At 41.3% G+C, this 26,259-nt stretch carries 16 protein-coding genes; 9 read left to right on the top strand and 7 right to left on the bottom strand.

The features are described 5' to 3' along the window. Positions 1-92 precede the first annotated feature (92 nt). The 5 genes from FLA_RS05350 (at position 93) to FLA_RS05370 (ending at position 9,096) form a co-directional block, all read left to right on the top strand. Complete coding sequence (locus FLA_RS05350; RefSeq protein ID WP_076382638.1) at positions 93-4,142, top strand: leucine-rich repeat domain-containing protein; 4,050 nt, start codon at positions 93-95, stop codon at positions 4,140-4,142. A gap of 152 nt (positions 4,143-4,294) precedes the next feature. Further along, positions 4,295-4,831: a toll/interleukin-1 receptor domain-containing protein gene (locus FLA_RS05355; RefSeq protein ID WP_076382637.1), complete on the top strand. Its 537-nt coding sequence runs from the start codon at positions 4,295-4,297 to the stop codon at positions 4,829-4,831. Positions 4,832-4,842: 11 nt separating this feature from the next. Beyond that, entirely contained in the window at positions 4,843-5,241 is a 399-nt protein-coding gene (locus FLA_RS05360; protein WP_076382673.1) for a hypothetical protein, read from the top strand. Between the two features lie 131 nt (positions 5,242-5,372). Next, on the top strand, positions 5,373-6,887 hold the full coding sequence (locus tag FLA_RS05365; protein WP_076382636.1) for a TIR domain-containing protein: 1,515 nt from the start codon (positions 5,373-5,375) through the stop codon (positions 6,885-6,887). A gap of 532 nt (positions 6,888-7,419) precedes the next feature. Beyond that, positions 7,420-9,096: an RNA-directed DNA polymerase gene (locus FLA_RS05370; protein WP_076382635.1), complete on the top strand. Its 1,677-nt coding sequence runs from the start codon at positions 7,420-7,422 to the stop codon at positions 9,094-9,096. 367 nt (positions 9,097-9,463) lie between these two features. Here FLA_RS05370 and FLA_RS05375 read toward each other — a convergent pair whose 3' ends face one another. The 7 genes from FLA_RS05375 to FLA_RS05410 all read right to left on the bottom strand — a co-directional run bounded on the left by FLA_RS05375 (position 9,464) and on the right by FLA_RS05410 (position 22,295). Continuing rightward, positions 9,464-10,108, bottom strand: coding sequence for a Crp/Fnr family transcriptional regulator (locus tag FLA_RS05375; protein WP_076382634.1), 645 nt, complete (start codon positions 10,106-10,108; stop codon positions 9,464-9,466). Positions 10,109-10,433: 325 nt separating this feature from the next. Then, the gene (locus FLA_RS05385; protein ID WP_076382632.1) at positions 10,434-11,171 is read right to left on the bottom strand and encodes a LytR/AlgR family response regulator transcription factor; all 738 of its coding nucleotides are present in this window, start codon (positions 11,169-11,171) and stop codon (positions 10,434-10,436) included. A 6-nt stretch (positions 11,172-11,177) separates the two neighbouring features. Then, positions 11,178-14,339, bottom strand: a complete 3,162-nt coding sequence (locus tag FLA_RS05390) for a histidine kinase dimerization/phosphoacceptor domain -containing protein (RefSeq protein ID WP_076382631.1) — start codon at positions 14,337-14,339, stop codon at positions 11,178-11,180. Positions 14,340-14,457: 118 nt separating this feature from the next. Next, positions 14,458-19,905 carry a beta strand repeat-containing protein gene (locus tag FLA_RS05395; protein WP_159445199.1) on the bottom strand — a complete coding sequence of 1,816 codons (5,448 nt, stop codon included), beginning with the start codon at positions 19,903-19,905 and terminating at the stop codon, positions 14,458-14,460. Positions 19,906-20,160: 255 nt separating this feature from the next. Continuing rightward, positions 20,161-21,396, bottom strand: a complete 1,236-nt coding sequence (locus FLA_RS05400) for an RNA polymerase sigma factor (protein ID WP_076382672.1) — start codon at positions 21,394-21,396, stop codon at positions 20,161-20,163. Between the two features lie 53 nt (positions 21,397-21,449). After that, positions 21,450-21,794 carry a YciI family protein gene (locus FLA_RS05405; RefSeq protein ID WP_076382629.1) on the bottom strand — a complete coding sequence of 115 codons (345 nt, stop codon included), beginning with the start codon at positions 21,792-21,794 and terminating at the stop codon, positions 21,450-21,452. A 27-nt stretch (positions 21,795-21,821) separates the two neighbouring features. Further along, positions 21,822-22,295, bottom strand: a complete 474-nt coding sequence (locus FLA_RS05410) for a carboxymuconolactone decarboxylase family protein (protein WP_076382628.1) — start codon at positions 22,293-22,295, stop codon at positions 21,822-21,824. 206 nt (positions 22,296-22,501) lie between these two features. Between FLA_RS05410 and FLA_RS05415 the strand changes: the two genes are divergently transcribed. The 4 genes from FLA_RS05415 (at position 22,502) to FLA_RS05430 (ending at position 26,079) form a co-directional block, all read left to right on the top strand. Beyond that, a complete protein-coding gene (locus tag FLA_RS05415) occupies positions 22,502-22,975 on the top strand; it encodes a MarR family winged helix-turn-helix transcriptional regulator (protein WP_076382627.1) in 474 nt (157 codons plus the stop codon). Between the two features lie 10 nt (positions 22,976-22,985). After that, on the top strand, positions 22,986-23,411 hold the full coding sequence (locus FLA_RS05420) for an organic hydroperoxide resistance protein (RefSeq protein ID WP_076382626.1): 426 nt from the start codon (positions 22,986-22,988) through the stop codon (positions 23,409-23,411). A gap of 97 nt (positions 23,412-23,508) precedes the next feature. Further along, positions 23,509-24,207, top strand: a complete 699-nt coding sequence (locus FLA_RS05425; RefSeq protein WP_076382625.1) for a GNAT family N-acetyltransferase — start codon at positions 23,509-23,511, stop codon at positions 24,205-24,207. 27 nt (positions 24,208-24,234) lie between these two features. Then, a complete protein-coding gene (locus tag FLA_RS05430; RefSeq protein ID WP_076382624.1) occupies positions 24,235-26,079 on the top strand; it encodes a M1 family metallopeptidase in 1,845 nt (614 codons plus the stop codon). Positions 26,080-26,259 lie beyond the last annotated feature (180 nt).

Genomic DNA, 26,259 nt, shown 5'->3' on the forward strand with positions numbered 1-26,259 from the left:
CATCTAATATTAGATGGCTTTTTAATTTCCCTGAACGGTGACCCACTTTTGAAATTAACACTCAGTTACATAATTAAAAAGTCTTTTTGCAGATGGAGAGAATTGCTTACGTATTTGAAAATACCGATACCATTATCGGAAATGATGTAATTTTTCCTGGTACCCCTTACATACTTAACAACTTTAACTATACCGTTAATATTTCGCCCTTTAGTAGTTTTTGGCGATTTGGCATAAGACTATCGACAAAAGGAGAAATAAAATTCAATCAGCCAGCTGACAGATACCAATCTCCCGACTTTTTAAACGAAAATATTGATATCCATCTAGGCGTAGGAGAATGGCACGAAGGTGTTTGGGATTTTCCGTATCGACTTCATCTCGCGCAATATAATATTAAAGGCTATGACCATCTATTATATAGATCGGAAGATTACGAAAGTGAATCAAAGATCTCTTGGGTATTCAGCTATGATTCTCACGCAGAGCTACTACACCTTTCAGTAAGTAGTGAAAATATGAACTATTTTGAAACATCAGTTCCTATTAAAAGAGAAATGAGATTTTTTCAGTTTTTCGCTTGGGCAGATGAGTCTTCATTTAAGTTAAATTGTGAAATAGAAATAAATAGGTATAGGGATGAAGATATCAATCAGATACAGGTTTTACAAGCTGGCAATATAGAGTTTAGGCATGGCGACATGATGGATTCTGAAGCGTTAAGAAAAGCCAATGTAATCATATTGCCTGCTGAAACTAATGGGGAATTTTCGGCTAACGTCAGATCTAGAGCATCGGAAATGGGAATCCCAGCCCCTACAACAGCAAGCCTAGGAGAGGTGGTTTTATATAAAATAGATAATTCACCTGAACCTGTATTTGCCGGATATGCTTATTCGGTCAATAGAAACGTATCTAATGCGAATGTTATTGTAAAAATATGCGACACTCTATCTAATATTATTTTAACAACTCCTCTATTAAGTGAAAATGTTTTTGGATTAAATCTTCCTTTATTGGGTACCGGGGCTGGCGGTCTTTCCGTAACAGAGGTCGCAGAAGTATATAACCGATGCTTCAATAACAAAAAGCACATACCTGTAATAGTCAGTGTACTGAAAGTATCCGACTTCGAACAGATTAAGAAATTGTTTTCAGGAAGGTACTTAACAATCGATCAACTAACTAACTTAGAAAAACCCCAAACCATTCATTTTTTAGAAGAAAGGCTCAGAATAAAGCTAGAGAAGGGAGCCTATTTATTAAATGTTCATGATGAAATAATTAGTTTAACTCTTAGCAACGTTAATATTAGAGAGGGTGAAGATTTAGTAGCCCTAAAAACCATAAAAAATTTTAGATTCCACAAATGTAATATCTACAATACTAGCTTTTTTTTAAAGTTCCCCAAATTAACTTCCTTGTCAATTAACTTTGGCAATGTTGTCGATTTTTCCTTTTTAGAAAAAATGAAGCAGTTAGAAGTTTTGGATGTTAGTAATAACACAATCCAATCATTAGATTTCTTAAAATCATTAACAATCCTAAAGAAGCTAGTCGCTAGAAGTTGCAATATTAAAGACATTCATTTTTTACAGAACCTCTTAAAGTTACAGGCTCTTGATCTTGCCAATAATAAGATTGAAGAAATTAAAACCTTGGAAGCCCTAGTTAATCTAGTGAATTTAAACTTGTCATTTAATAGAATAAGTTCAATTAGTCCATTAAGAAAGTTAAAGAACATCACTTTTCTCGATATTAGTAATAATAACATTATCCGATTTGAACAAATATTACAACTTACAAAATTAAATTATCTTAAAGCTGACAATAATCCGTATGTAAAACGAAGCGAGCTTATCTTAAAGGAAACAGAAAATCATCTCTCTGCTTTACGTAATATTTTACTAAGAGAACTTGAAGCAGAACAAATTCCCGTAGAACTACCTGCAAAACTACTACTACTAGGTAACCATGCAAGCGGGAAGACCTCTTTAATGAAATTTATTCTAAATGGTCACTTTAACGAAACTGTAGCATCAACGCACATTCTTCAAATTGAAAAATTTGGAAAAAACACAACAACTTCTTTACCTGAAGCCATCTTTTTTGACTTTGGCGGACAGGATTATTATCATGGCATTTATCGTGCATTTCTTAGTGGAGGAGCTGCATATTTAATTTTATGGAATGCGACATTTAATTTCAACACCCAAAGATTAGATACACAAAATTTCCTAACACAAGACTTTTCTATTGAATATTGGATGAGTCAAAAAAAGTATTTGGAAGACGAAAAGTTTTTTATCGGCTCAGATCCCGTATTGCTTATTCAGACACATGCAGACGAATCTCCAAGAAAAAGCTACTCTAACCCCAATCATTTTATAGACAATCAATTCTATGTGTCACTAAAAACTACACAACAAAGAGATGATTCATTTTCACTTCAAGATCAAAAAAACAAGCATGCACTAGAGTATTTAAGGCACTCTATTCAAGACTTAATAGAAGAGAGGAAATTGAAAACAAAAAGACCTAGTTGGTTCATCGACTTTCTAATTTTCATTTTAAATCAGAGCCGTGCAGAAGGATTTGAAAGTAGATCTTTAGATTATTTTACCCCTTATTACAAACGACCAGAACAAGATAACCACGATTTTTTACAAGAAGACTTGGATCAACTTCACAAGCAAGGTCTCATTCTTTATTATAAAGATATGCTACCTAATTGCGTATGGCTAAACCCAGCTGCATTGGTGAACTACGTCCATGAGACTATTTTGTCAAAAGCGAAAAAAAAGGATGGAGGAAGACTATCACCCGAAGATTTAGCTGAATATTCTCCAGCAGTTATCCAGCTATTAAAATATCAAAAAGTAATATTTGAACATCAATTTGGAATAAATGGTATAGAATTTATTATTCCTAACTTTTTACCCTTATCATCTGAGTCCAATGCGGAATTTAATCTATTGACATTCAGCATTGGAGAACCGAAATTTATCTTAAAATTTCTACATTTTATTCCATTTGGATTAATTAATCAGGCCATTTGCTTTTTTGGAAAACTACCAGAAAAAAAGATTTTTTGGCGAGATCAGTTACTGTTTATTTTGGAGGATAGTACCGTAGTATTAATCAGCATTGACTTCCAGAATTTGGAAATCCGAACTCACTTCTCATCGAAAAAAGGGCTGTCTGAAAGAGAAAATTCAGATATTATGAAATATCTCTTTTTTAGTTTACTAGGTTTATATTGGGATCTTGATATGCCAGACATTAGCAATTTCACAGCCTTTACAAGAGGACTACTTCAAAAAGATTATTTCTCACCCAACAGTGAAATTTACAAACAGTTGAACAATTGCGAACTTTTATTTGAGCGAGAAGCTTGTCGCCCGTTGGATCTTTATATTACTTTAAACAACAAGAATTTTATCAAATATCAAGACTTATGTAATGAAGACAATGTACTATTGATAAACTCCTGGGAATTAACTAATGAACGTACTTTTACAGAAAACTCAAAGTTTACTTCGGCGTTTCCTTTTCAGCCATTTACAAACAAAGAATTAAAAAGAAGGAAAAAAGTAGTTATCTCTTATTCAAAGAAAGACCTTAAACTTATCAACAAATTCAAAGATTATCTGATCCCACTTTATGACGACGAGTTGATTGATACTCCTTGGTATTGCTCTGAATTGATGCCAGGTAGCGATTGGGATGAGGAAATAGGCAAAAGGTTTTCCGAGGCTGATATTATTTTTTTCATGGTTAGTGAAAATTTAATGTCTACAAAATATGTAAAACAAAAAGAAATAAAATATGCTATTGACAGATGGGAGAAGGATCAATCAGTTAAGATAATTCCCATTTTGCTAGTGCCGTATCATTTCCAAAGAAATGGAAAGTATAATTTATCAAGGTTTACAACTCTTCCGTACACACTGAAGCCTGTAGTAGATTTTCCTAACCAATTAACTGCATGGCATTTAATATCTCACATTGTTAGAAAAGTAATTGAGAGTGACTTAAATCCTGAGAATGATCATGAAATTGTAACATCTGAAATAAGAATGTATTTCGAGAGAATAGCTTCGGATGATCAAAGCATGAGATTTCAAAACACAGGGTTTTAATTTATCTTCATTCGTTCAATGTCGTCATTAGAGAGCTGGTATTTAAAATTCTAATCGATATTAACACATTGAATACTATAGAGGGAATGATACAAGCGTGTTGCTTTCGAATATATACTTATTCTACTATTGATAAAACTGCCTTCTAACAAATGATAGTTACAGAAAGTCAATTTAAAAGCGAGACTAAATCCAATGAAAGAACTGCGGTATTGTTGGAGAAAATACATCACCTACTTGAAGGAAACAATAAAATGATTTTCATTTCACATAAGCATGAAGAGGAAGATTATGTTTTCAGGCTTAAAAACTTGTTAGAGAGAAATGGATTTATTGGATACGTTGACTGGGAGGATGATCAAATGCCAGCCACAACTTGTGGCGAAACAGCCACTAAGTTAAAAAGTAAAATTATCAAATCATATAAATTTATCCTGATAGCTACCGAAGCTGCAATTCAATCAAAGTGGTGCAATTGGGAATTAGGGTTTGGAGATGCTCATAAGTACATAGATCACATAGCCGTTTTTCCTATAAAAAAAGACTACACGGGGTATAAAGGCGAGGAGTATATTCAAATATACCCAACTTTGCAAAGAATGGAAAATGCAAATAACATTAACAACAAATACTATATTCATTATCCAGATGGAAAAGAAATTTCTTTAGAAAAATGGTTAACCCTGTAAATTTGCTTAACATGGAAAATAAAATTAAACATCTTGAATTTATTCAATTGACAATAACGAGAATGAATGTTAACTCGTTTATGATCAAAGGTTGGCTTGTCACCCTTGTAGGAGCAATTTTCGTCCTTTCAGAAAAGGATGCGAATACAAAATTCCTTTGGTTCCCACCCTTTGTTACAGTACTATTTTGGGTAATGGATGCTTTTTTTGTAAGCACTGAGCGTAGATATAGAAGCCTATACAACTATGTTAGGACTTTAAATGAACCGCAAATTGATTTTTCTATGGATACTAGTAACTACGAAGGAGGCAGGAACGGATTTCTTTTGTCCGGGCTTTCTACAACTTTAATATTATTTTATCCAGTTGTATTAACAGCATCAATAATTGCAGCTTCATACATTAAATAATATTAAAGTTATTTTACCTAAAAAACGCGCAATTACACTGCCTATAGTTTTCTCTATGTTCTAAAGATGGAATCATGAAAAAAACGTTCAATGAGACATCTCAAGAATAGCAAGATGTTTAAATAAGTCATATGACAAAAGTTTACTTACAAGACGTTTTCAAGAAGTCAGGTATACCAACATATACTTTTGTAAAGCCAAGTGAATACAATGATATAATTGTTGCTTTAAGGACTAAAGGTCGCGGTATAATTGTTGAAGGACCTTCTGGTATAGGTAAGACAACGTGCATTCAAAAAGCAATCGAAGAAACAGGTCAGTATAAACAAGTGGTTTCATTATCTGCCAGAAAACGAGAGGATTTAGAGATGATTGCAATAATCCCGGAATTTAGGGATATGGGAACTGTAATAGTTGATGACTTTCACGTATTGGATGAAACGTTAAAACTACGCTTAGCAGATTTTTTGAAAATATTAGCCGATGAGGAAAGGGAAAATGATAAGCTAATTCTCATTGGAATTAACAAGGCTGGCAATTCGTTAGTTAACATGGCGAACGATCTAAACAACAGAATTGATACTATTAGGTTCGAGCGTAACTCTGATTCTAAAATTGAGGAACTAATTCAATTGGGCGAAGAAGCGCTTAACATTAGGATTAATACCAAAAAAGAGCTAATAGATCTTTCAAAAGGCGGATTTCATATTGTTCAAAATCTATGTAGTGTTCTCTGTACAATGGCTGGAGCACTGGAACGAGATAATGAAAATGTTGTTGAGATCAAAACTAGTATTGAATTAATGAAAGATAAAGTACTTAATGAGTACGACCGAGCCTTTTATTCTCCTGCTAAAGACTTTGCAACAGGAACGCGATTGATTCGTGAAGGAAGAGCACCATACCTCCATTTACTATTTTGGTTATCAAAGTCTGAAGACTGGACAATTCAAATGGATGATATTATGAGAGCATATCCTGAACATAAGCTAAGTGTCTCCCAAGTTGTTACTAAAGGCCACCTAGAGACATTAATAAACCAAAGTGAACATATTCAAAAGGTTATACACTACGATGCCAATTCAAGAACATTAACAGTGGAAGATCCGAAATTCATGTTCTACATTAGAAATTTATTGTGGGATAAATTTTCGAGCCGGATTGGTTACATTGGATTCAGATTTGAAACACCATATGACTTTGCCTTATCCTTTGCAGGTGAAGATCGCGAATTAGCAGAGAAAATATTTAATTTATTAAGTGAAAAGCAAATAGCCGTTTTTTATGATAAAAATGAACAAACAAGAATTCTAGCAGAGAACGTTGAAGATTACTTAGGACCTATTTATTCATCACAGGCTGTATATGTAGTTACACTATTGAGTTGCAGTTATCCTAGAAAAGTTTGGACTAAGTTTGAATCAGATAATTTCAAGCACCGTTTTGGAAATAATTCAATTATTCCAATATGGTATTCTGATTGCCCTCCAGGCATGTTTGATGAATCGAGGAAATATGGGGGAATTACATATGAAAAAAACGTAGATATAGATAAACAAGCTGGGCTAATCTGTGATAGCCTTGTTGAAAAAATATCAGAAAGGCGCTATGAAAATAAAGACTTAAAAAGTGATGACGGAGAGTAAGACTCTAAATGAGGATAGTTAAGTATATGTTGACTTTTCTATGGTTAGAGCGACTAGGTTTTAAGGAAAGCGGGCACATAAAGTATAAAAGCTAACATTGTAATTAATAATAGTAAAGTCTAAGTATTTAAGAGTGTTTATCATGAGACAAATTCACAAACTGCTTAAAAAGGTTCCCACGGGCAATATTTTTTAACTAACAACTTAACGAAAGGGCAATGATTAATAAGACTACCAGCGACTTTACATTTTGTGTAAGAAATTCTCTGAAAAATAGTATCAATAGCCATTTTATTAACATTTACCTCCCTTTATTCTCAAAGGACTCATTGGTTAATCCACAAACTTTATAAGCTTACTGTGTAAATTGTTGTTTTCGAGCCACTCCCTTCTCATTTCTTACAAGTGTTTTCAGGATTTGTAAATAGCAAAAAAGTAAAACTTCTCCAGATGATAGGGGGAATAATCAAATGATTTGTTTGTTTATTTAATTGTTATAAAAATATAATTTACTATATATTTATTTATATGTATGAAAACTAGCAAGCTTGTTACAAAAGGTTTTTTTCCAGAGGAACTACCTCCCCCATTTAACACAAAGGATTTGGGGAAAGTCATAAAAGATGTGCTGGATAACCCGGATGAATATCCTATTGAAACTGGGAGTAGCAAGAAGAAAAAGGCGATCATTTTTAAAGTAGTCCCTTTCTCAACTCCTAAGATACGAGCTTATCGTCGTACCTTGGCACTTCCCAATCCACTGCATTATATATGGTTCTCAGATTTCATTTCTGAGAAATGGAGTGATATTATATCCTTTACAGAAGGTTCTAGCATTTCCCTTTCTCCTTTGCGATATAGCGTTGATACAGAGAGGGCAATTGCCCAGCCGTCATACGACAGAATTACTAATGAAAGGATATTACGATCAACTGGTCACAAATATTTATTAAAGGTTGATATACTAAAATTCTATGGCAATATTTATACACATAGTATTCCTTGGGTATTACACACTAAAGCTCTAGCAAAGAGCAACCGCGATCCTCATGGTTTGTTGGGTAATAAACTTGACTGGTTTGTGAGAAATATGCAAGATGGACAAACGATGGGAATACCCGTCGGACCTGACATTAGCCGAATTATTTCGGAGATTATTGTAGCCTATATAGATCGCGAGCTATCCAGAGAGCTGGGAGTATTGGAAGGCATAAGGGTTGTAGACGATTATTCTCTATATTTTAAAGATTTAGCTGGCTTAGAAAAAGCTCGTTCACTTATACAAAAACTGCTGCGTGATATAGAATTGGATTTAAATCAAGCCAAAGAGAAGGTTATATTGTTACCTGAAATTATCGAAAGTGAGTGGTATAATCGGTTGCGTCAATTTAAATTTAGCAATAAAAAGATACTACAGACGAAAGACATCATAGCCTACTTTGATTTATGTTTTCATTACAGTGAAAAATATCCTGATGAGTCTATATTAGCTTATAGTATTTCTAAGATGGCAGCTACTGTTTTTAGAGAGGAGAATTGGCCAATTTTAGAATCTTTCCTTTTAAAGTCACTACAAGTAGAACCCAAAGTATTACCTTATGTTGTTAAAATCTTTTTGAGTCATAAAAAGGAAGGATATGAATTGAATATGGATGTCATTGAAGATATCCTAAATGACTATCTGCTGTATCATCTAAGATTAGAAAATCATTTTGAGATAGTTTGGACACTGTGGTTTATTAAAGAATTGGAGATTGTAGTTTCAGAAAGTGCAGCTAGAGAGTTAAGTAATTCTAGTAATGACGTGGTTATATTAACGGCACTAGACCTACAAAATCATCTTTTGATTCCTCATGGACTTGATACATCTGAGTGGAAAATGCTATTGACTGCTGAAAACTTATATTCTGAGCACTGGTTACTAGCTTACGAAGCTTGTGTTAGTGGTTTACTAAAACCAGAGACAGAATATATCCAAGAAAACCCTTTCTTTAAATTACTAAAGAAACATAAAGTTAGGTTTTACAATGCAGATCAAAATTTAGACCTGTCTAGTATTAGGGTTGCATCCAAATCGACATCATTAGAAAAATATCGCTCGACCCACGAAGAAGACGATGAAGGAGATCATGATTTTCGCTCAATGGCTGATCGTCTTCGTAAAAAAATTAAAAGGCCCAAGGACGAAGATCTTGATTGGGAAGATTAAGACTAAGTATGTAAGGCTACAATTAAATTTCAATAGATAAAAAGGTGTCGGCCGGGCCAATAACAACTCAACCACTCTTGATCCCTTCTAAAAGAGTTAAGATAACTAACTGACGATCAATCGATTTAAGTTATACAATGCCTTCAAATCCTCATAAAACCGGTTGGAAAATATCCCCTCCGGGGTCACACAGAAAGAGGTTATCGAAAGATAGCCTCTTTTTTTATGTCTCCAAACTGGCAAAAGAGACCTTGCCAGCCTCACCTCCCCCATAAACGGGATCCAATGAAATAGTTGGGGATTCTTCGGCTGCGTGGCCCCTATTGGAAGTCTGGTTGCAGCCGATCAGGATTTTTTAGTTACCCCTTTACAAATGCTTCAATAATTTTATCTGCTTGTTGTAGATAAGCAACTTCTTTTCATTCTCCAGCTTCTTCAACAGCCGCGAAATCACCACGCGGTTGGTACCCAGTTCATCAGCTATTTGCTGGTGCGTAAGATTGATTACAGAAGAACCGCTGATACTTGATTTTTCTTTCAGGTAGTTGGCAAGCCGCTCGTCCATTTTTTTGAACGCCACTTCATCAATGGATTTGATCATTTCAGTAAAGCGGTTTAATATGGTAGTCATTACATACTTCTTCCACGAGGGAAATTTAACCATCCACTGTTCCATCAATGCCACCGGCACACACACCAATACACTGTCTTCTTCCGCGGTGCCTTTAATTACGCTTGTTTGCGCTAACATACTGCAATTAAAGGTCATGGCGCAGCTTTCTCCTTCCTTTACATAATACAGCAAAAGTTCCTGTCCTTCGTCGCTGATGCGGCTAACTTTTATGGCACCGCTGGCCAGCAGCGGAATAGCCCTGATCGCCTGTCCTATGTTCAGCATCACATCGCCGCTGTTCACTTCCACAATCATTGCTTTTTCTTCCAGTTCGGCCAGGAGTGCCGGTTCAAAAAACTTCGCAAATTTTGTTTTGTAATCCAATGACTGGTCTACCATTGCAGATAAATATTTATAATGAAGTGATTGTTAACTTGTACTATCATAACAGCACATACCGTTTTTTGCAATGCTCGCACTCGTAGTTGGCAGGTTTGAGCCTGCCCAGAAACAAAAGCTTCACCATCCTTGCAGTAAAAGACATTTTTACCCGAACCAGGTTACCCTCGCAGCTATTGCAGCGAATGCCCGTTATAGTTCGGTGCACAATGATCTTATCGAGGTCAAGCAGTGCCATAAGTCGGGCAAAAATGGGAAGGATTAAAAAGGGCAAAAAATAAATGGGACGAAACGCATTGGGATGGGATTAAAGATGGGAAATAGACTATTCCCTGATCCCAAGCGCTTTAAAAAGTTCTTCCCGGTACAATTTACCAATGGGAACGGTAGCGCCCTGCAGCACAATTTCTGATGGATGAACATGAACGATCTTTTCGATATTAACCGAGTAGCTTCGGTGTACACGTAGGAAGTTTTTGCTGTTGATCTGTTCTATCAGGGCGTTGATGGTGGTGCGGATCATTACCTTTTTTTGCAACTGCAGGTGAACGGATACGTAATTGGCATCGCTTTCCAGGTACAGGATCTCATGCAGGTAAATCTTTTTATAGGTATGACCATCTTTTACAAACAAATGGTCTTTATCATGTAATGCAGTGGGGGCAGCCGTTTTACCAGCAGGGAAGCTGTTGGCAAAATTGCTAAAGGCAATCTCAATGGCAGCGAACAATTCTTCTTTGGTAAAGGGTTTTACAATGTAGGCATGTGGTTTTACCTTTTTTGCCTGGTCTATTGTTTCTGCATCGCTGTTGGCTGTGAGAAAAATAAAGGGCATTGGGTAGCGCTCATTCAGTTGTTGGGCTACATCAAAGCCGTCTTTTTTACCAGCCAGTTGAATATCCAGCAATAACAGGTCGGGCTTTTGATGCTCAAGCAGGTCGATAGCCTCGGTATAATTAATAGCCGGTCCGCAATGGGTATAGCCCAATTCGTGCAGGGTGCCAATGATCGTTCTTGCTATTACCAATTCATCTTCAACAACGCCTATTTTTAAAGCCGACATGATGGTTTAATCTGCTGTTTTGCGCAGGTTCCGGTTGGTAAAGTTAATAGTAAACTGCGCCATTTTATTGTCATATTGCACATTGCCACCAATTTGCCGGCTCAGATCGTTGATCAACTGAATACCCAGTGTAGATGCTTTATACAAGTCAAAATCAACCGGCAAACCAGGGCCATTATCAAAGTAGATTAACTGGTATTTACCTTCTGTTATTATCCTGATAGTGATAGTTATTTCTCCTTGTTCCAGCCCGTTAAAAGCATACTTGAATGAGTTCGACAATAGCTCATTCAGAATCAGTCCCAGCGGCACGGCAGAGTCTATATCCAGATATAGCAACGGTACGTTTACATGTACCGGTATTTCCTTTTGCTTTTTGTACAAGGTGGCAACCTGGCGGTAAAGATCATTCACAAAACGGCCCAGTTCAATGGCGCTCAGGCTTTCGAACTGGTATAGGTTCTGGTGTATGAGGGCAATGCTTTGCACCCGGTTCCTGCCTTCCATCAAAGCAGCTTTGGCGGTTTCATTGTCAAGGTTCCTGCTTTGTAGTTCCAGCAGGCCCGAGATAACCTGTAAATTGTTTTTTACACGATGATGAATCTCTTTCATCAATACATCTTTTTCCAGCAACAGGGTTTCCTGTCTGGTAATCGCTTTTTTCAACAGGTCAGTACGCTCGCTCACCATTAGTTCCAGCGTTCGCTTGTCTAAGGCTAATTTTTTTGTTCGCCATCTGATCACCCATACAATGCTCCAGATCAATAGCACCAGCATTAAACCCATAAACCATCCCTGCAAATAGAATGGCTTTTTTACTTCCAATACAATATGCAACTCGCTCTGGCTCCAGGCCCCCTCATTGTTTTGCGCTTTTACCTGTAGCACAAATGTTCCGTAAGGCACGCCACTGATACGGATAGAATTTTCGCTGATGTAATTCCAGTCTTTGTCGAAACCCTCAATTTTATAAGCATAGCGGTGCGTAGCATTTTTTTCAAAATCCAGCAATTGAAATTCCAGTGTAAAAAATTTATCCCCCGGCTCCAGGGTAATGCGGTTGGTAGTAAGCAGCTCCGTTGTTTTATTGACCAGTTCGTTTTTTGAAGCAATAAACTGGTGCAGGGCAATTACCCGTAGAGGCACCTTAAAAGTAGTACTGTCTTTTATAAAATTGATGGGATTCAATTCATTAATGCCATCTATACCACCAAAGAAAAGCCGGCCATCACTGGCCTTAAAGGAAGATGTCCGGTTAAATTCATTGTGCGCAATGCCATCGGCGATAGTATAGGTAGCGGTGGCAAATGTTTTTTTATTAAAACGGATCAGTCCGTTATCAGAGCTCATCCACAGGTTGCCATAGGCATCAGACTCTATGCGATAAATCACATCGGATGGCAAACCACTGGCAATATTGAATTGCTGCACTTTGCTGGCGGTAAGATCCGATACATACAAGCCTTCTCCATTGGTAGCCAGCCAATACTGGTTGTTATTATCGGCATAAGCATCCAGCAGGCTTAATCCGTTTATAAAGTCTGACTGATATTTAGCGATATCAAATTGTTCTTTGTTACGGGTGAGGGTATACACCCCGTTTTCAGCCACTGCCCAAACGGTATCGGCATGGCGTTTAAAGAAGCGGTAAACAAACCTGGCCTCCTGGCCGGGTGCCAGATAATGCGTGAGCGAATCAAACTGACCGCTGCGCGAATTGTACAGGTAAAAACCATTGCTTCTGCCCAATAGCAATAGGCTATCGTTGTAAGAATACATCGACCATATTTCCGTACCTATGCCACCAGGCAAGGGCTTCAGGGTATTGTTGCTTTCATGGTAACGGAACAGGTCAAAACCACCGCTATACAAAGCATTGTTATGCCAGGCAAGGGCATACATGATATGGTCGTTTTTAATGGCAGAGATGCTCTTCTCCTGTTGCCGGAAATGATGCTGCCATATATTGGCCATTACTGTACCTGTGGTATCGGAATAGATACCACGCGCCTGGCTATTGGGTTCCTTACTTTGCTGGGCAATGGTGAAGTATTGTTTAAAGCGTTTTTTTTCTGTTTTTAACTGAATAACACCATGCGAAGTACACAACCACAGGTTGCCCTGATTGTCGGGCAATAGCTGGTACAGGAACAGGTTTTCAAATGCTTTTAGTTCCGATCTGTCTACGATCCGTAAATAAGCTTCTTCATGCCACAGGTATAACGCATCGGTAGGGATATAGAAAACGCAGGCATTGCCATTTACAGCACTGGCTGCCTGAAACCAGTATCTTCCCTTCACGCTCTGCAAACTATACTTTGCCCAATCTTCCCCCGTTTCCAGCCTTTTTTCAGATGTTAGTTTTCCTACAGCAAAGTGATCTACATCGGTAGCCGTATTGTAGGTAATTAAAAGGTTACCCTCACTGTTAAAACCAATGGGTAGCGATCGTAACACCTCTTTTTGCAGGAAGGGAGTTACTGTATTATGGGATACCAGGTATTGGGTTAACTGGTTATTTAATTTAAGCAATGCGTTGCCATTAGCAAACAGACAAAGCGGCCCGCTACTACGCCAGGCGCTGTAGGACAAGGAATCTTTGGTTACCCAGTCTTTGACCTCATAGCGCAACGTAAAACCTTTTTCAGTGGAGTATTTCCATAGTCTGAAGGGCCAGGCGGTAAGAAAATTTACTTCACCGGTGCCATCGTTAGCTATCCAGTAGATATCCTGTTCTTTAAACGGCAGGTTGGGGAAGGCGGCTGTTAAGGATTGTATTTTATGTGTAATCGTATTTATTACATCTACCATGCCATTGGTGGTGAGTTGAAACCCATTGCTACCATATTCAATGAACAGGTTGTTGTTGTCGTCCCTGGCAAGTTGCACTACTTTATTGTGTTGCAGGTTGTTGCGCTGGCGGGTAAATAACAGGCAGTTTTTACCATCGTAGCGGTTGAGTCCGTTGCGGGTGCCAAACCATAGAAAGCCGCGGTTGTCCTGCACGCCACAGAATACTTCATGTGAAGCCAGTCCATCTTCAATGGAAAGGAATCTTTTGCTAATGATATAATCGGCATTATGGGTGCCGGGGCCGCCTTGCGCATTTGCCCGGATATAATGGAGGAGTGACGCTGCAAGAATGATGGTGGCCAGAAAGGAACGCATGAGAACAATGTACTAATGAGCAAATAGGAGAATGTGCAAATGAAAACATCAAAATTCAAATTCACAAAAAAAACTGCCCCGGTTTCCGGGGCAGTCCTCTTACATACGCCTGATGTATCTATAGTTTGATAAACCGATAAGTGCCTTTAGTCGTTCTAACAAAATACACACCCGATGGCCAGCCGGTGATACCGATGCGGGTACTGCTACTGAGCACCACATTAGCTACAGCTACACCTGCTGTATTGTATACCAGTGCACGCTGCCCCATCAGCGAGGCATCGTTAATGGTTAACATCACATAGTTATCGGCCGGTACCGGTGCAATCTGTACATCGCCGTTGGTGTTAAACTTTACTGTTACCAGGCGGCTATAGGTGAAGCGGCCATTCAAATCTATCATTTTAAGGCGATAATAGTTATTGCCGTTGAGTGGGGTATTATCTGTAAAGGAATAGCTGTGTGCACCGCTGCCCATAGCAGCCACCGTACCAATAGTAGTAAAGCTGGTGCTATCTGCACTGCGCTCTATGGTAAAGGAGGCTGTATTTTTTTCATTGGCCGATTGCCATTTCAGTAACACTTTGTTATTCACTGCCTGACCGGTAAACTCAACCAGGGTAAACGGCAGTGGCGACAAAACATGTAACGTAGCTGTAGTAGCAGAATAGGTTACTGTTCCTGTAACGCCGGCAGGCCAGGTTACAGTAGCAAAGGTGTCGGCTATGGAAGCAGCGGTAACAATTACAAACGATTGCCCGGCTACCAGTGTAAAGCCATCGAGCGTGTCAATAGTAAGGTTGCCGCCTAAGGTAGCAGTACCATTTACCGTTACCTGGTCAAAGTCAATACCGGGTGTGCCTTCGCCTTTTATTTCAATGGCCAGGGTATTGTTGGTAAAGGCTTCAGCAGCATCAAACGCAAAGGTGCCTACAGGTGCGCCCGGCGCCAGGGTGCCGCCGTTATTTACATACCGGGCAGCAGCTACACTGCCTGCGCTTTTTAACAGGCCGCCCGTGTTATTACTGAGTGTGCCGGTACCGGTGCCCACCAGCAGGGCGGCTACACTTGTTGTAGCGCCGATAGTAATATTCCCCGCATTGCTGAAGGTTTCGGTATTGGTTATGAATGCACTATTTACCCGTTCAATAGTAATTTGCCCGCCTGCATTGTTGTTAAAGACCTTCTCAATATTAATACCATAGTTAATGGTATTGCCGGTGCTCAATAAACCAATTGCAATGGTACCCTGGTTGTTGAAACTGGTGGAGAAATGTGTTGCATTGTAGATGCCGTTAGCGGTAACCTGGTCAATATTGATTTGCCCGCCAGCATTATTGATAAAAATTCCCTGGTTATAAATACCGTTTGCGCCGGCGGGGGCATTGGCGCCGATGGAAATTACCCCCGTATTGGTGACGTTGCTGACAGGGTAATTGTTCAATGCGTCGCCAGTAACCCGGTCTATACTGATCTGCCCCCCTGTATTGGTAAGCGTTCCGTAGTTTCTGATGCCATAGATGCCTACGGAGGCTATGCCGCCAATGGTAAGGCGGCCGGTATTAATGAGCTTGCCGGCGCCGGTATTGTTATAAAACCCTCCAAAGGCAGTGCGGTCAATTATAATCACGCCTGTTGTGGTATTTGTAGTTGCTCCGGTATTGGAAAAACCGCTCCCGCCTATAGAATCTTTCGCCCCAATAGTAACCGTTCCGGCATTGGTAAAGGCGCTACCGTAGGCATTCGAGATGGCGTCTGCAGTTGTTCTATCGACATAGATGGCGCTGCCTGCATTGTTGTTGACAGTGCCACTGTTGTTAATTCCATATTGTCCGGCAGCGGCTGTGCCTCCGATGGTAATAACACCTGCATTGGAAAGGGTATTACCGGCCGGATTGGAGATGGCCGCTGTGGTTACCTGGTCAATCAGGAGCTGCGCCCCCGAATTGTTATTGAAAGTGCCTGAGTTTACAATGCCATACAGCCCCGCAATGGCATTGGCGCCAATGGTGATTGTACCCTCGTTCGTTAAAGTACCGCCGCTATTGAACAACCCGCAGTTGGAAAAGCGATCGATATTGATATGGGCGCCTGTATTGTTATTAAAAGAGGCTTCATTTACAATGGCATTGGCACCCGTGGCGGTGGCATTGCCCAGGTTAATGGTACCGTTATTCTGCACCGTACCCTGGTTGTACAAGCTCTGATCCTGCAGGCCGTTAATAGTAAGTACGCCGGCAGGGGCAATCGTTAATAAACCGCCGCTTTGTATAGTAATATTTTTTACCACTGCATTAGTAGTGCTGATCACCGGATCGTTGGTTACATCGGGAATGCTGGCAAGGGCATCAGCAGTAGGTACACCTTTTGTCCAGTTACCGGCAGTATTCCATGCTGTACTCACAGCGCCTGTCCAGTTTGTATGAAGGGTATAATTTAGTACAACTGCATTTGATTGATAAGCTATCTGCCAGCCATCAGGTAGTCCTGTTACGGTAGCAAAGGTGCCGGTAACGGTGGTTGCGCTCAGAATCTTTATCTGATCTCCGGACGTAGGGGTATAGTTAATAGTTACCTGAAGTGTGCCACCCAGTGTTGCTGTGCCATTCACCACTAACTGGTCAAAGTTGGTGCCGGCTGTACCGGAGCCATTTACTTCCACTGCAATAGTTCCTTTGGTTAAGGTTTCGCTGGCATTCAAGGTTATAGTGCCGATAGCGCTACCTGGCATCAGGGTGCCTCCGTTATCTGCAAACCGCGCTGCCGCTATGCTGCCTGCGCCTTTTAATAAACCGCCTGTAGCGTTACTGAATGTACCGGTGCCGGTAGTATTTAATAAGGTAGCTACGTTGGTAATGGAGCCGATGGTAATAGTTCCGGCATTGCTGCATGTGCCGGCGCCGGCCGTGATGGCCGTAGTTACACGGTTAATATGGATCTGTGCGCCTGTATTGTTGTTAAAAGTGCTGTAGTTGCCGATGCCTTCTGTGCCGGAAGCGGCAGTAGCGCCAATGGTAATCGTTGCGGCGTTGGTAAAGGTACCCGTGGTATGATAGATGGCAGTGGTGGTAACCTGATCAATGTTAAGCTGGCTACCGGTGTTATTGTTAAAGCTGGCGTAGTTCTGAATGCCATACAATCCCGATGCGGCATTGGCCCCAATGGTGATATTGGCAGTATTGGTAAAAGTGCTGCCGGTATTATTGTACAACGCAGCCGTAGTAGCCCGGTCTATAGCCACCTGTCCGGCTGTGTGGGTAAAAGTACCATTGTTACTGATACCATATGTGCCCACGGCGGCAGTGGCGCCAATGATAATAGTGCCTGCATTGCTACACACGCTGGTGCTGGCAGCATTCAGCAAAGCAGTTACGGATACCCGGTCAATGACAAGTGCCCCTCCGGTATTGTTATTAAAAGTACCTGTGTTGCTGATGCCATACTGGCCTGTAGCAGCAGTGCCGCCGATAGTAATGGCACCTGCATTGGTAAAAGTATTACCGGCCGGATTGGAGATAGCAGCGGTAGTGGCCTGGTCAATTACGAGCTGCGCGCCTGAGTTATTATTGAATGCGCCTGCGTTTACGATGCCATACAGCCCCACGGTGGCATTGGAGCCAATAGTAATGGCACCTGTATTGATAAAGGTGCCGCCTTTATTGAATATTCCGCTGTTAGACACCCGGTCAATGTGGATGTGCGCTCCTGTATTGTTGTTAAAGGTTGCTTCGTTGATAAGGCCATTGGCGCCGGTAGCGGTGGTATTGCCTATGTTAATAGTTCCGTTGTTTTGCACAGTACCCTTATTGTACAGACCCTGGCCCGAAGCGCCATTGATGGTTAATGCACCTGTATTGGTGAGCGTGAGTGAGGCGCCGGGCTGTATGAGGAGGGATGCAACAGCAGCGTTGCTGGTACTAATCACCGGATCGTTAGTTACATCGGGAATAGTTACGGTGGCCACTCCTACAGGTACACCCACGGTCCAGTTGCCCGGGTTTTCCCAGGCGGTGCTTATAGCGCCGGTCCAGGTATTAGTGGTGGCATACGATAATACCACGGCGTTCGATTTATACAATAAATCCCATCCTGTAGAAAGTCCTTTTACTGTGGCAAAGGTGCCTGAAACAGCATTGGCACTGATAATCGTTATCTGATCACCCGGTGCAGGAGTGTAGTTAACAGAGAGCGCCAATGTACCGCCCATTGTGGCTGTACCATTTACCACTAACTGATCGTAATGGATGCCAGCCACTCCGGAACTGTTGATGTCAATGGCCAATGTGTCGGGGTTCAGGCTTTCATTGGCATCAAAAGTAATGATACCGATGGGGGTTCCAGGCGCCAGCGTGCCGCCGTTGCACATATACCCGCTTGCAGTAATACTACCCGAACCTTTTACTACACCGCCTAAATTATTACTGAAATAACCATTAGTAGTACAGTTTAGCAAGGCCGCTGCCTTACTGGATGCGCCAACGGTGATAGTGCCGGAATTAGTTAATGTGGATGCATTTATATAGATAGCCTGATTGACGCGGTCAATGTTGATTTGTCCGCCATCATTGTTGAAATTGCTATTAAGGGACATGCCTGTGTTGAAGGTATTGCCGGCACTTACAGCGCCTATGGTAATGGTGCCCCGATTGGTAACGGTGTTAACGCTATTGGTATAGAAACCTATGTTTGTTACCCTGTCAATACTGATTTGTCCGCCTGCATTGTTGTTAAAGACACCGATAGTATGAATTCCATTTTGTCCGGAAGCGGCATTGGCTCCAATGGTAATGCCCCCGCCATTAGTAAAGGAGGAGCTACTATAAATGGCGTAGTTGGTTACACTGTCGATACGGATCTGGCCTCCCGCATAATTGTAAAAGGTCGAGATACTTGAGATCCCATATAGTCCACAAGAAGTATGGTTTCCAATGGTAATTCCTCCTTCATTACTAAAAGTACCGGTAATATTGCTCAACGCAGCCTCCGTAGTACGCTCTATATTAATCTGTCCACCAGCCTGGTTGCTAACGTTACCAAAGTTAGAAAAACCAAACTGTCCGGTAGTAACAGTGGCGCCGATGGTAATAGTACCTGCGTTGGTAAATCCTCCCTTGGTAAAATTCGTAATCCCCGAATTATTGCCTGACTGGTCAACGAAGATCTTCCCGCCCGCCTTGTTAGTAAAAGAAGCTTCATTATATACACCTTCATAGCCGGTGGCGGCGATAATGAGTGTACCGAAGTTTTGTGTAACGCCCCGGTTGCGTAAACCAAATCCTACAGAGCCGTTGATAGTAAGGCTACCGTTGGCTGTAATAACGAATAGGGCATTCTCCCATACCGTTATTGATTTGGCAACAGCGTTGGCCGTAGACACTGAAGGGTAATTGGGACCGGGATCTATATATACAGTATCATTGGCATCCGGTACACCGCCTGTCCAGTTGCCGGCTGTATTCCAGTCGCCGTTGATGCTACCCGTCCAGGTGTTAATCTGGGCATTGAGGGTAGTGGTTACACCAATCAATAAAAAAGCTAATAATAGTAGTAGTCTGGGCATGGGCATAGGGGATATATTATCGGGCGCGAAATTGCCGCGATAACAAAGCCCGTCCAAATAAATGGGACGAAACGCCTTACCGTGGGATGAATAAAAAAAGTGAAAGACAGACATCAGCGTATATATTTAAACCGCAAATGTGCTGTACGCCATGAAAGCTTCTTGTAACATTTGTTACAAGTAACAGAAAATATGAGCGAAGGCCCCCCCTTTTAGCGCTAAAGGCTTTTGCATATATACAGAAAAAGCAAATGTTGAGGGTTAGGTTAGTTGTGCTATCCTTTGCTGTATATGTCGTTTTTCGGTAACTGTTTTGGCCAGCATGCGGGCTTCTTCAAAATACTGTATGGCTTTAGGCAGGTTGCTATGGGTGTATAATTCGCCCAGTAGCATAGAGTAAAAATGATTATTTATCAATTGCAGTTTTTCCGCTTCCTTCAATGCCACCTCCCAGCCATCGGCTTTATAAAGTGCATAGGTTCTGTTCAATGCTGCGCTGGGAGAGTAGTTCATAAATAACAATTCGTTGTATAAGGACAGTATTTGTTGCCATTTGCCGGGTGTGTTGTCGGGGTGGCAATGCCAATAGGCAATGCGGGCTTCGAGGTGGTAGGGGCTGATGGTATTGCCGCTGGCGCTGTTATGCAAAAACAGCATGCCCTGGTGTATTAAGCGGGTATCCCAAAGGCTAATGTCCTGTTGTTCGTATAAAACCGGCAAATCATTACCGGCCTGCCGGGCCGTAAAACGGGATGCGTGAAAGCACATGAGGGCGATGAGGGCATTGGTTTCGGGTTGATTGGTGGCGGCATAGTCAGTCAATAGCAGGCCTAAGCGCAGTGCTTCAAAGCACAGGTCTTTGCGCAGCACTTCGTTTTGTGTTTGCGAAAAATAGCCTTCATTAAATAACAGGTAAATGATGTGCAGTACATTCTGCAGGCGTTCGGGTAACTCTTTTTCGGGCGGCATTTCCATACTTACCTGTTCGGTACGTAGTTTTTCTTTGGCGCGAAACAATCTTTTGTTAATGGCTTCCTTATTGGATAAAAAGGCTTCTGCTATTTCATCGATACCAAAACCACAAAGAATGCGCAGGGCAAGGCCAATTTGCGCTTCACTGGCGATGGCGGGTGTGCAAATGGCAAACAGCATTTGCAACTGGCTGTCTTTAATATGCTGGGGTGAAAAATTTATATCCTCTTTAGGAACAATACTTTCTTCTTTGTTTGTAATAGCCGGCAGCACTTTGCGGGTATATATGTTATTGCGGCGAAAATGATACAGCGTTTTGCGTTTGGCTACCGTATATAACCAGGCGGCAGGATTCTCGGGCATGCCTTTGTTGGTCCAGGTTTCCGTAGCCTGTAAAAAAGTATCACTAACAATGTCTTCCGCTGTTTCAATATACTGTAAGCCGAATTGTTTACTGATAACGGCTACCATTTTCACAAACTCCTGTTGAAACAACTCCTTTAAATACAATGTATTTTCCTGCATAATATAGGTAAACACCCGCTTCTGTTAAAAGCAGCGGGTGTTATAGTGTGCTATCAATGTTCATCCATTACCGGGCGTATTTCTACACTGCCATTGAGGTCCAGTGCAGGGCAGCCATGTGCCAGGGTGGTGGCTTCTTCCAGGCTTTCGGCCTTGACAATGATAAGGCCACCCAGTCTTTCTTTTATTTCTACAAATGGTCCATCGGTGATAACGCCGCCGGCTTTTAATACTTTGCCTTCCTGGGTAAGTCTTTTCCGGCTACCGTTCAACCGGCCTTGTGCAGCAATACCGCCAATCCAGTCGTCCCACCTTTTTATATATGTTTCCATTTCCTGTGGAGTAAAACGGCTGGCGTCAATACCCGGCTGGCGAAATAGTAATACAAAGTCTTTCATGGTATCATTGTTAAATAGTGAAGAAAGTTACGCCGTTTTTGCTGCAAATTGCCCGGGTACATAACTGCCGCCTGGCACCTGGAAGGCGATATTTAAGCGGTTATAACCATTGATGGCAATAGTAGCCGCGGTAAGATCCAGTAATTCTTCTTCGGAAAACTGTTCGCGCGCCTGTTGATATACCTGGTCGGGTACTTGTTTGTTGGGAAGCGTGGTTACGGCTTCTACCCAGGCAAAGGCGGCACGTTCGCGGTCGGTATAAAAAGGCACTTCGCGCCAGGCGTCCAGCAATAACAGCCGTTGCGCTGTTTCACCCATAGTCAGTAAATCTTTTGAGTGCATATCCAGGCAAAAAGCGCAGCCATTTATCTGCGATACCCGGTAATAGATCAGGTGTAAAATACGCTGCTCCACAGATGATTTGGATAGGTAAATGCCCAGTTGATACATAGCTTTCATCAGGTTGCCGCCTATAGCGTGCACATTCATTCTTGGTTCCATTTTGTTGTATTTAGTAGTGAAATATGATTGATTACACTATAACAAGTACTGAGTAGGGATGAATTGGACAGCTGGGACAGGAAATTTTTAAAAAAAGTTTTAGCATTGCGGCCATGTTTTAGGCACAAAGCAATTGGAGTTTGAGTAAATGATGGTTACTGGTATGGCCGGGATGGAATTGGGAGTAATAATAAATTTATTTTGAAATGAATTGTGCACAATCTAATTTTGTGCTATCGAACCTGATCAATATGGATTTGCTGAAACTGGAAAATCAGATATGTTTCCCCTTATATGCCGCCTCCCGGCAGATGACAGCCTTGTACAGACCTTTGCTGGAAGAGTTGGATTTAACGTATCCGCAATACCTGGTAATGATGGTGTTGTGGGAGCATCAGGAGATAACAGTAAGGCAATTGGGGGATATTCTGTTACTGGATAGTGGTACTTTAACACCACTGTTAAAAAGAATGGAGGAGAAGGGATGGGTAGCGAGGGTAAGAAGCAGTGAGGATGAGCGGGTGGTAAATATATCATTGACGGCAGCGGGAAAAAAACTGAAACAGAAAGCGAAAACGGTACCTGAAAGGCTGGTTTGTAACACCGGTATGGAAGAGGGGGAGTTGAAGCAGCTGAGGGAGCTGTTATATAAAATGCTTACACAAATTACACAGGATTAAATACCATTTTATGTTAGAAGTAATATACACTGCGCATGCTAAAGCAACAGGTGGCAGAAACGGACATGTAGAAAGCTCAGACGGTTTGCTGAACCTGGATGTAAAGATGCCTAAAGAATTGGGTGGCCCTGGTGGTGCTACCAACCCGGAACAATTGTTTGCGGCGGGTTATGCTGCTTGTTTTGACAGCGCTTTGAGCCTGGTGATACGTACACAAAAAGTAGAAGCAGGCGTTACCACGGTAAATGCTGCCGTGAGTATAGGTAAAAACGAAGCGGGCGGTTTTGGACTGGCGGTTACCTTACAGGTAAATGTGCCAGGGGTGAGCGAGCAACTGGCTAAAGAACTGGTAGAGAAGGCGCATGGGGTTTGTCCTTATTCCAATGCTACCCGTGGTAATGTAGAAGTAACCCTGCAGGTAACTAACCAGGCATAATAATAGGTGGAAAGGATAGCAGATAGCCACTGTAAAGCAGTGGCTATTTTTTTGATTACTATCTTTGCGTGTCAACACACACATATATCCTATTGAAATGAGTACAAGCGCTAACGTTCCTCTATTAGATAATCCCATCTGGAATGCCCTGAATACAGGCAATGCTTTGTTGTCTTTCGGTAATGACAGGGTGAAATATTTTGATCTTTCTGTTTCGCCTTTTGTGGGCATGCGTGAAAATACCGCAGCTGGTTTTGCATTGCTGAATGAAATGGCGCCGGAAGACAGGGCGTTTATTTTGTTTGCATCGGAAAAGGTGGATTTTCCCGCTCCATGGAAAGTTACGCTGGAGATGCCTTTATTCCAGATGGTGTGTAACAATCCCGAAGCATATATACAGGCCGGAGAAGGATTTATAGAACTGGAAACAGAACATGTGTCCGATATGTTGGAACTTACCAAATTAACCAACCCTGGGCCATTTAACAGCAATACCATTGATTTTGGCAGTTATACAGGCATTTACCGGGAGAAGCAGCTGGTGGCAATGGCGGGCTGGCGGATGCAGCCACGTCCTTATATAGAAGTAAGTGCGGTGTGTACACATCCGGATCATTTAGGGAAAGGTTATGCCGGTATGCTGATACGGGAACAGATGAAAAGAATTGTGGCACAGGGGTGTCTCCCGTTTTTGCATGTAAAAAAGGAAAATTCGGGTGCCATCCGTTTATACGAGAAACTGGGCTTTGGCATACGAAGTGAAATAACGGCCTGGGTGTTCAGACGTATGCAATAAATTGTCGAAGCGGTGTATATTTAATTTATGAAAATAGTTACGCTTGTTATTATTATCAGCCTGGCATGTGGCAACCTGCATGCCCAGCTACCGGTTCCTTTAAACATTCAGAAAACCTACACGCAGGGAACGCGCTCTGCTTCGGGGCAACCGGGTACGAAATACTGGCAAAACAGGGCGGATTATCGTATTGATGTTCAATTCAATCCTGCCACCCGTATCATCACCGGCAAAGAAGAAATTGCTTATGTCAATAACAGTCCTGATACATTACAGCGATTATTATTTAAGCTGTATCCCAACTATTACCAGCAGGGTAGTGCGCGTGATTCCCGCATTTTACCGGCAGATGCCACAGAAGGCGTGGAAATTAAACAATTGAAGGTAAATGGAGAAGATAAGAAATTTAGAATAGATGGTACCAATATGTCGCTGGGTATTAACCGGTGTAAGCCTAAAGATACCTTGCATGTAGCCGTGCAGTTTTCTTATACATTAAACAAGCATTCGCATATGCGCACGGGCGAAGTGGATAGTGGTTCGTGCTTTGTGGCTTATTTTTTTCCACGTATTGCGGTGTATGACGATATAGACGGCTGGAACAAAATTGCTTATACCGGTACAGAAGAGTTTTATAACGATTTTTGTCATTTCAATGCTTCTGTTACCGTGCCTGCACAGTACGTGGTGTGGGCTACAGGCAACTTGCAGAACAGTGCAGAGGTATTATCGCCTGTTATTAAACAGCGGCTGGATAAAGCAGAGATAAGCAACGATATTATTACCGTAATAGATAGTGCAGATATTAAAGCAGGTAGTATTACTCCTGCACATGAAAACACCTGGAAGTTTGAAGCGGATGATGTAACTGATTTTGTATTTGCTACCAGCAATCATTATATGTGGCATAGCACCAGCCTGGTAGTGGATGCAGCTACACAAAGACGCACCCGGGTAGATGTAGCGTTTAATCCCATACATGCCGATTTTTTTGAGGTGATTGATTATGCGCGACAAACAGTGGATGCCATGAGCTACCGTTTTCCTAAATGGCCTTTTCCTTATCCGCACGAAACTATTTTTGACGGGCTGGATCAGATGGAATATCCCATGATGGTGAATGATAACCCGGTAAAGGATAAAGCCAGTTGTATAGAGCTGACAGATCATGAAATATTTCATACCATGTTCCCTTTTTACATGGGTATTAATGAAACCAAATATGGCTGGATGGATGAAGGCTGGGCTACCATTGGAGAATGGCTGATATCGCCCATGATAGACACTGCCAATAAAGATGATTATGGTATTGGCGCTTATAGCTCGTTGGGAGGAACTGAATCGGATGTACCAATTGCGCAGCTATCTACGCAGAATGACGAAACTTCTTATTTCCTGAATGCATATGCCAAGCCCGCCATGGCGTATTTATATGTAAAGGAAATGCTGGGCGACAGTTTGTTTTTGAAAGGGCTGCACTACTATATTCAGCAATGGCATGGTAAGCACCCTATGCCTTTTGATTTTTTCAATTGCATGAACACAGGCTCGGGCAAAGACCTGAACTGGTTTTGGAAGCGCTGGTTCTTTGATAATGGTTATGCGGATATTACCCTGCAAAAACTGACACAGAAGAACAAACAGGCTACGATTACTGTGAAAAACACAGGGGGGAAACCGGTGCCGGTGGTGGCTACTGTTACTTATGCAGATGGCAGCACATGGGTAGTGAGAAAAACGATAGCCTGCTGGGAAAAGGACAGTGTTACTACGCTTAGTTTTCCTGCGGTGAAAAAGGTGGCCAAAGTTGTATTAGGCGATTTACATGTGTCGGATTATAACAAAGCAGATAATGAGTGGGTGCAACCTTAGCGCCCACCAGGAAAGGATTGAAACACAGTCGGATTTATGGAAATGCTAACAATTGTACTGTTATGTAATCGGTCTTTTTTGCCTTTTTAAGTGTAAAAACAACAAGCGCAAAAAGGCTGCATATAATTTAGTATTTTAGTGTAACAGGCAATATTTAACCGATAAATGAATAAATATTGT

Source organism: Filimonas lacunae (genome assembly GCF_002355595.1).
Classification (GTDB): Bacteria; Bacteroidota; Bacteroidia; order Chitinophagales; family Chitinophagaceae; genus Filimonas; species Filimonas lacunae.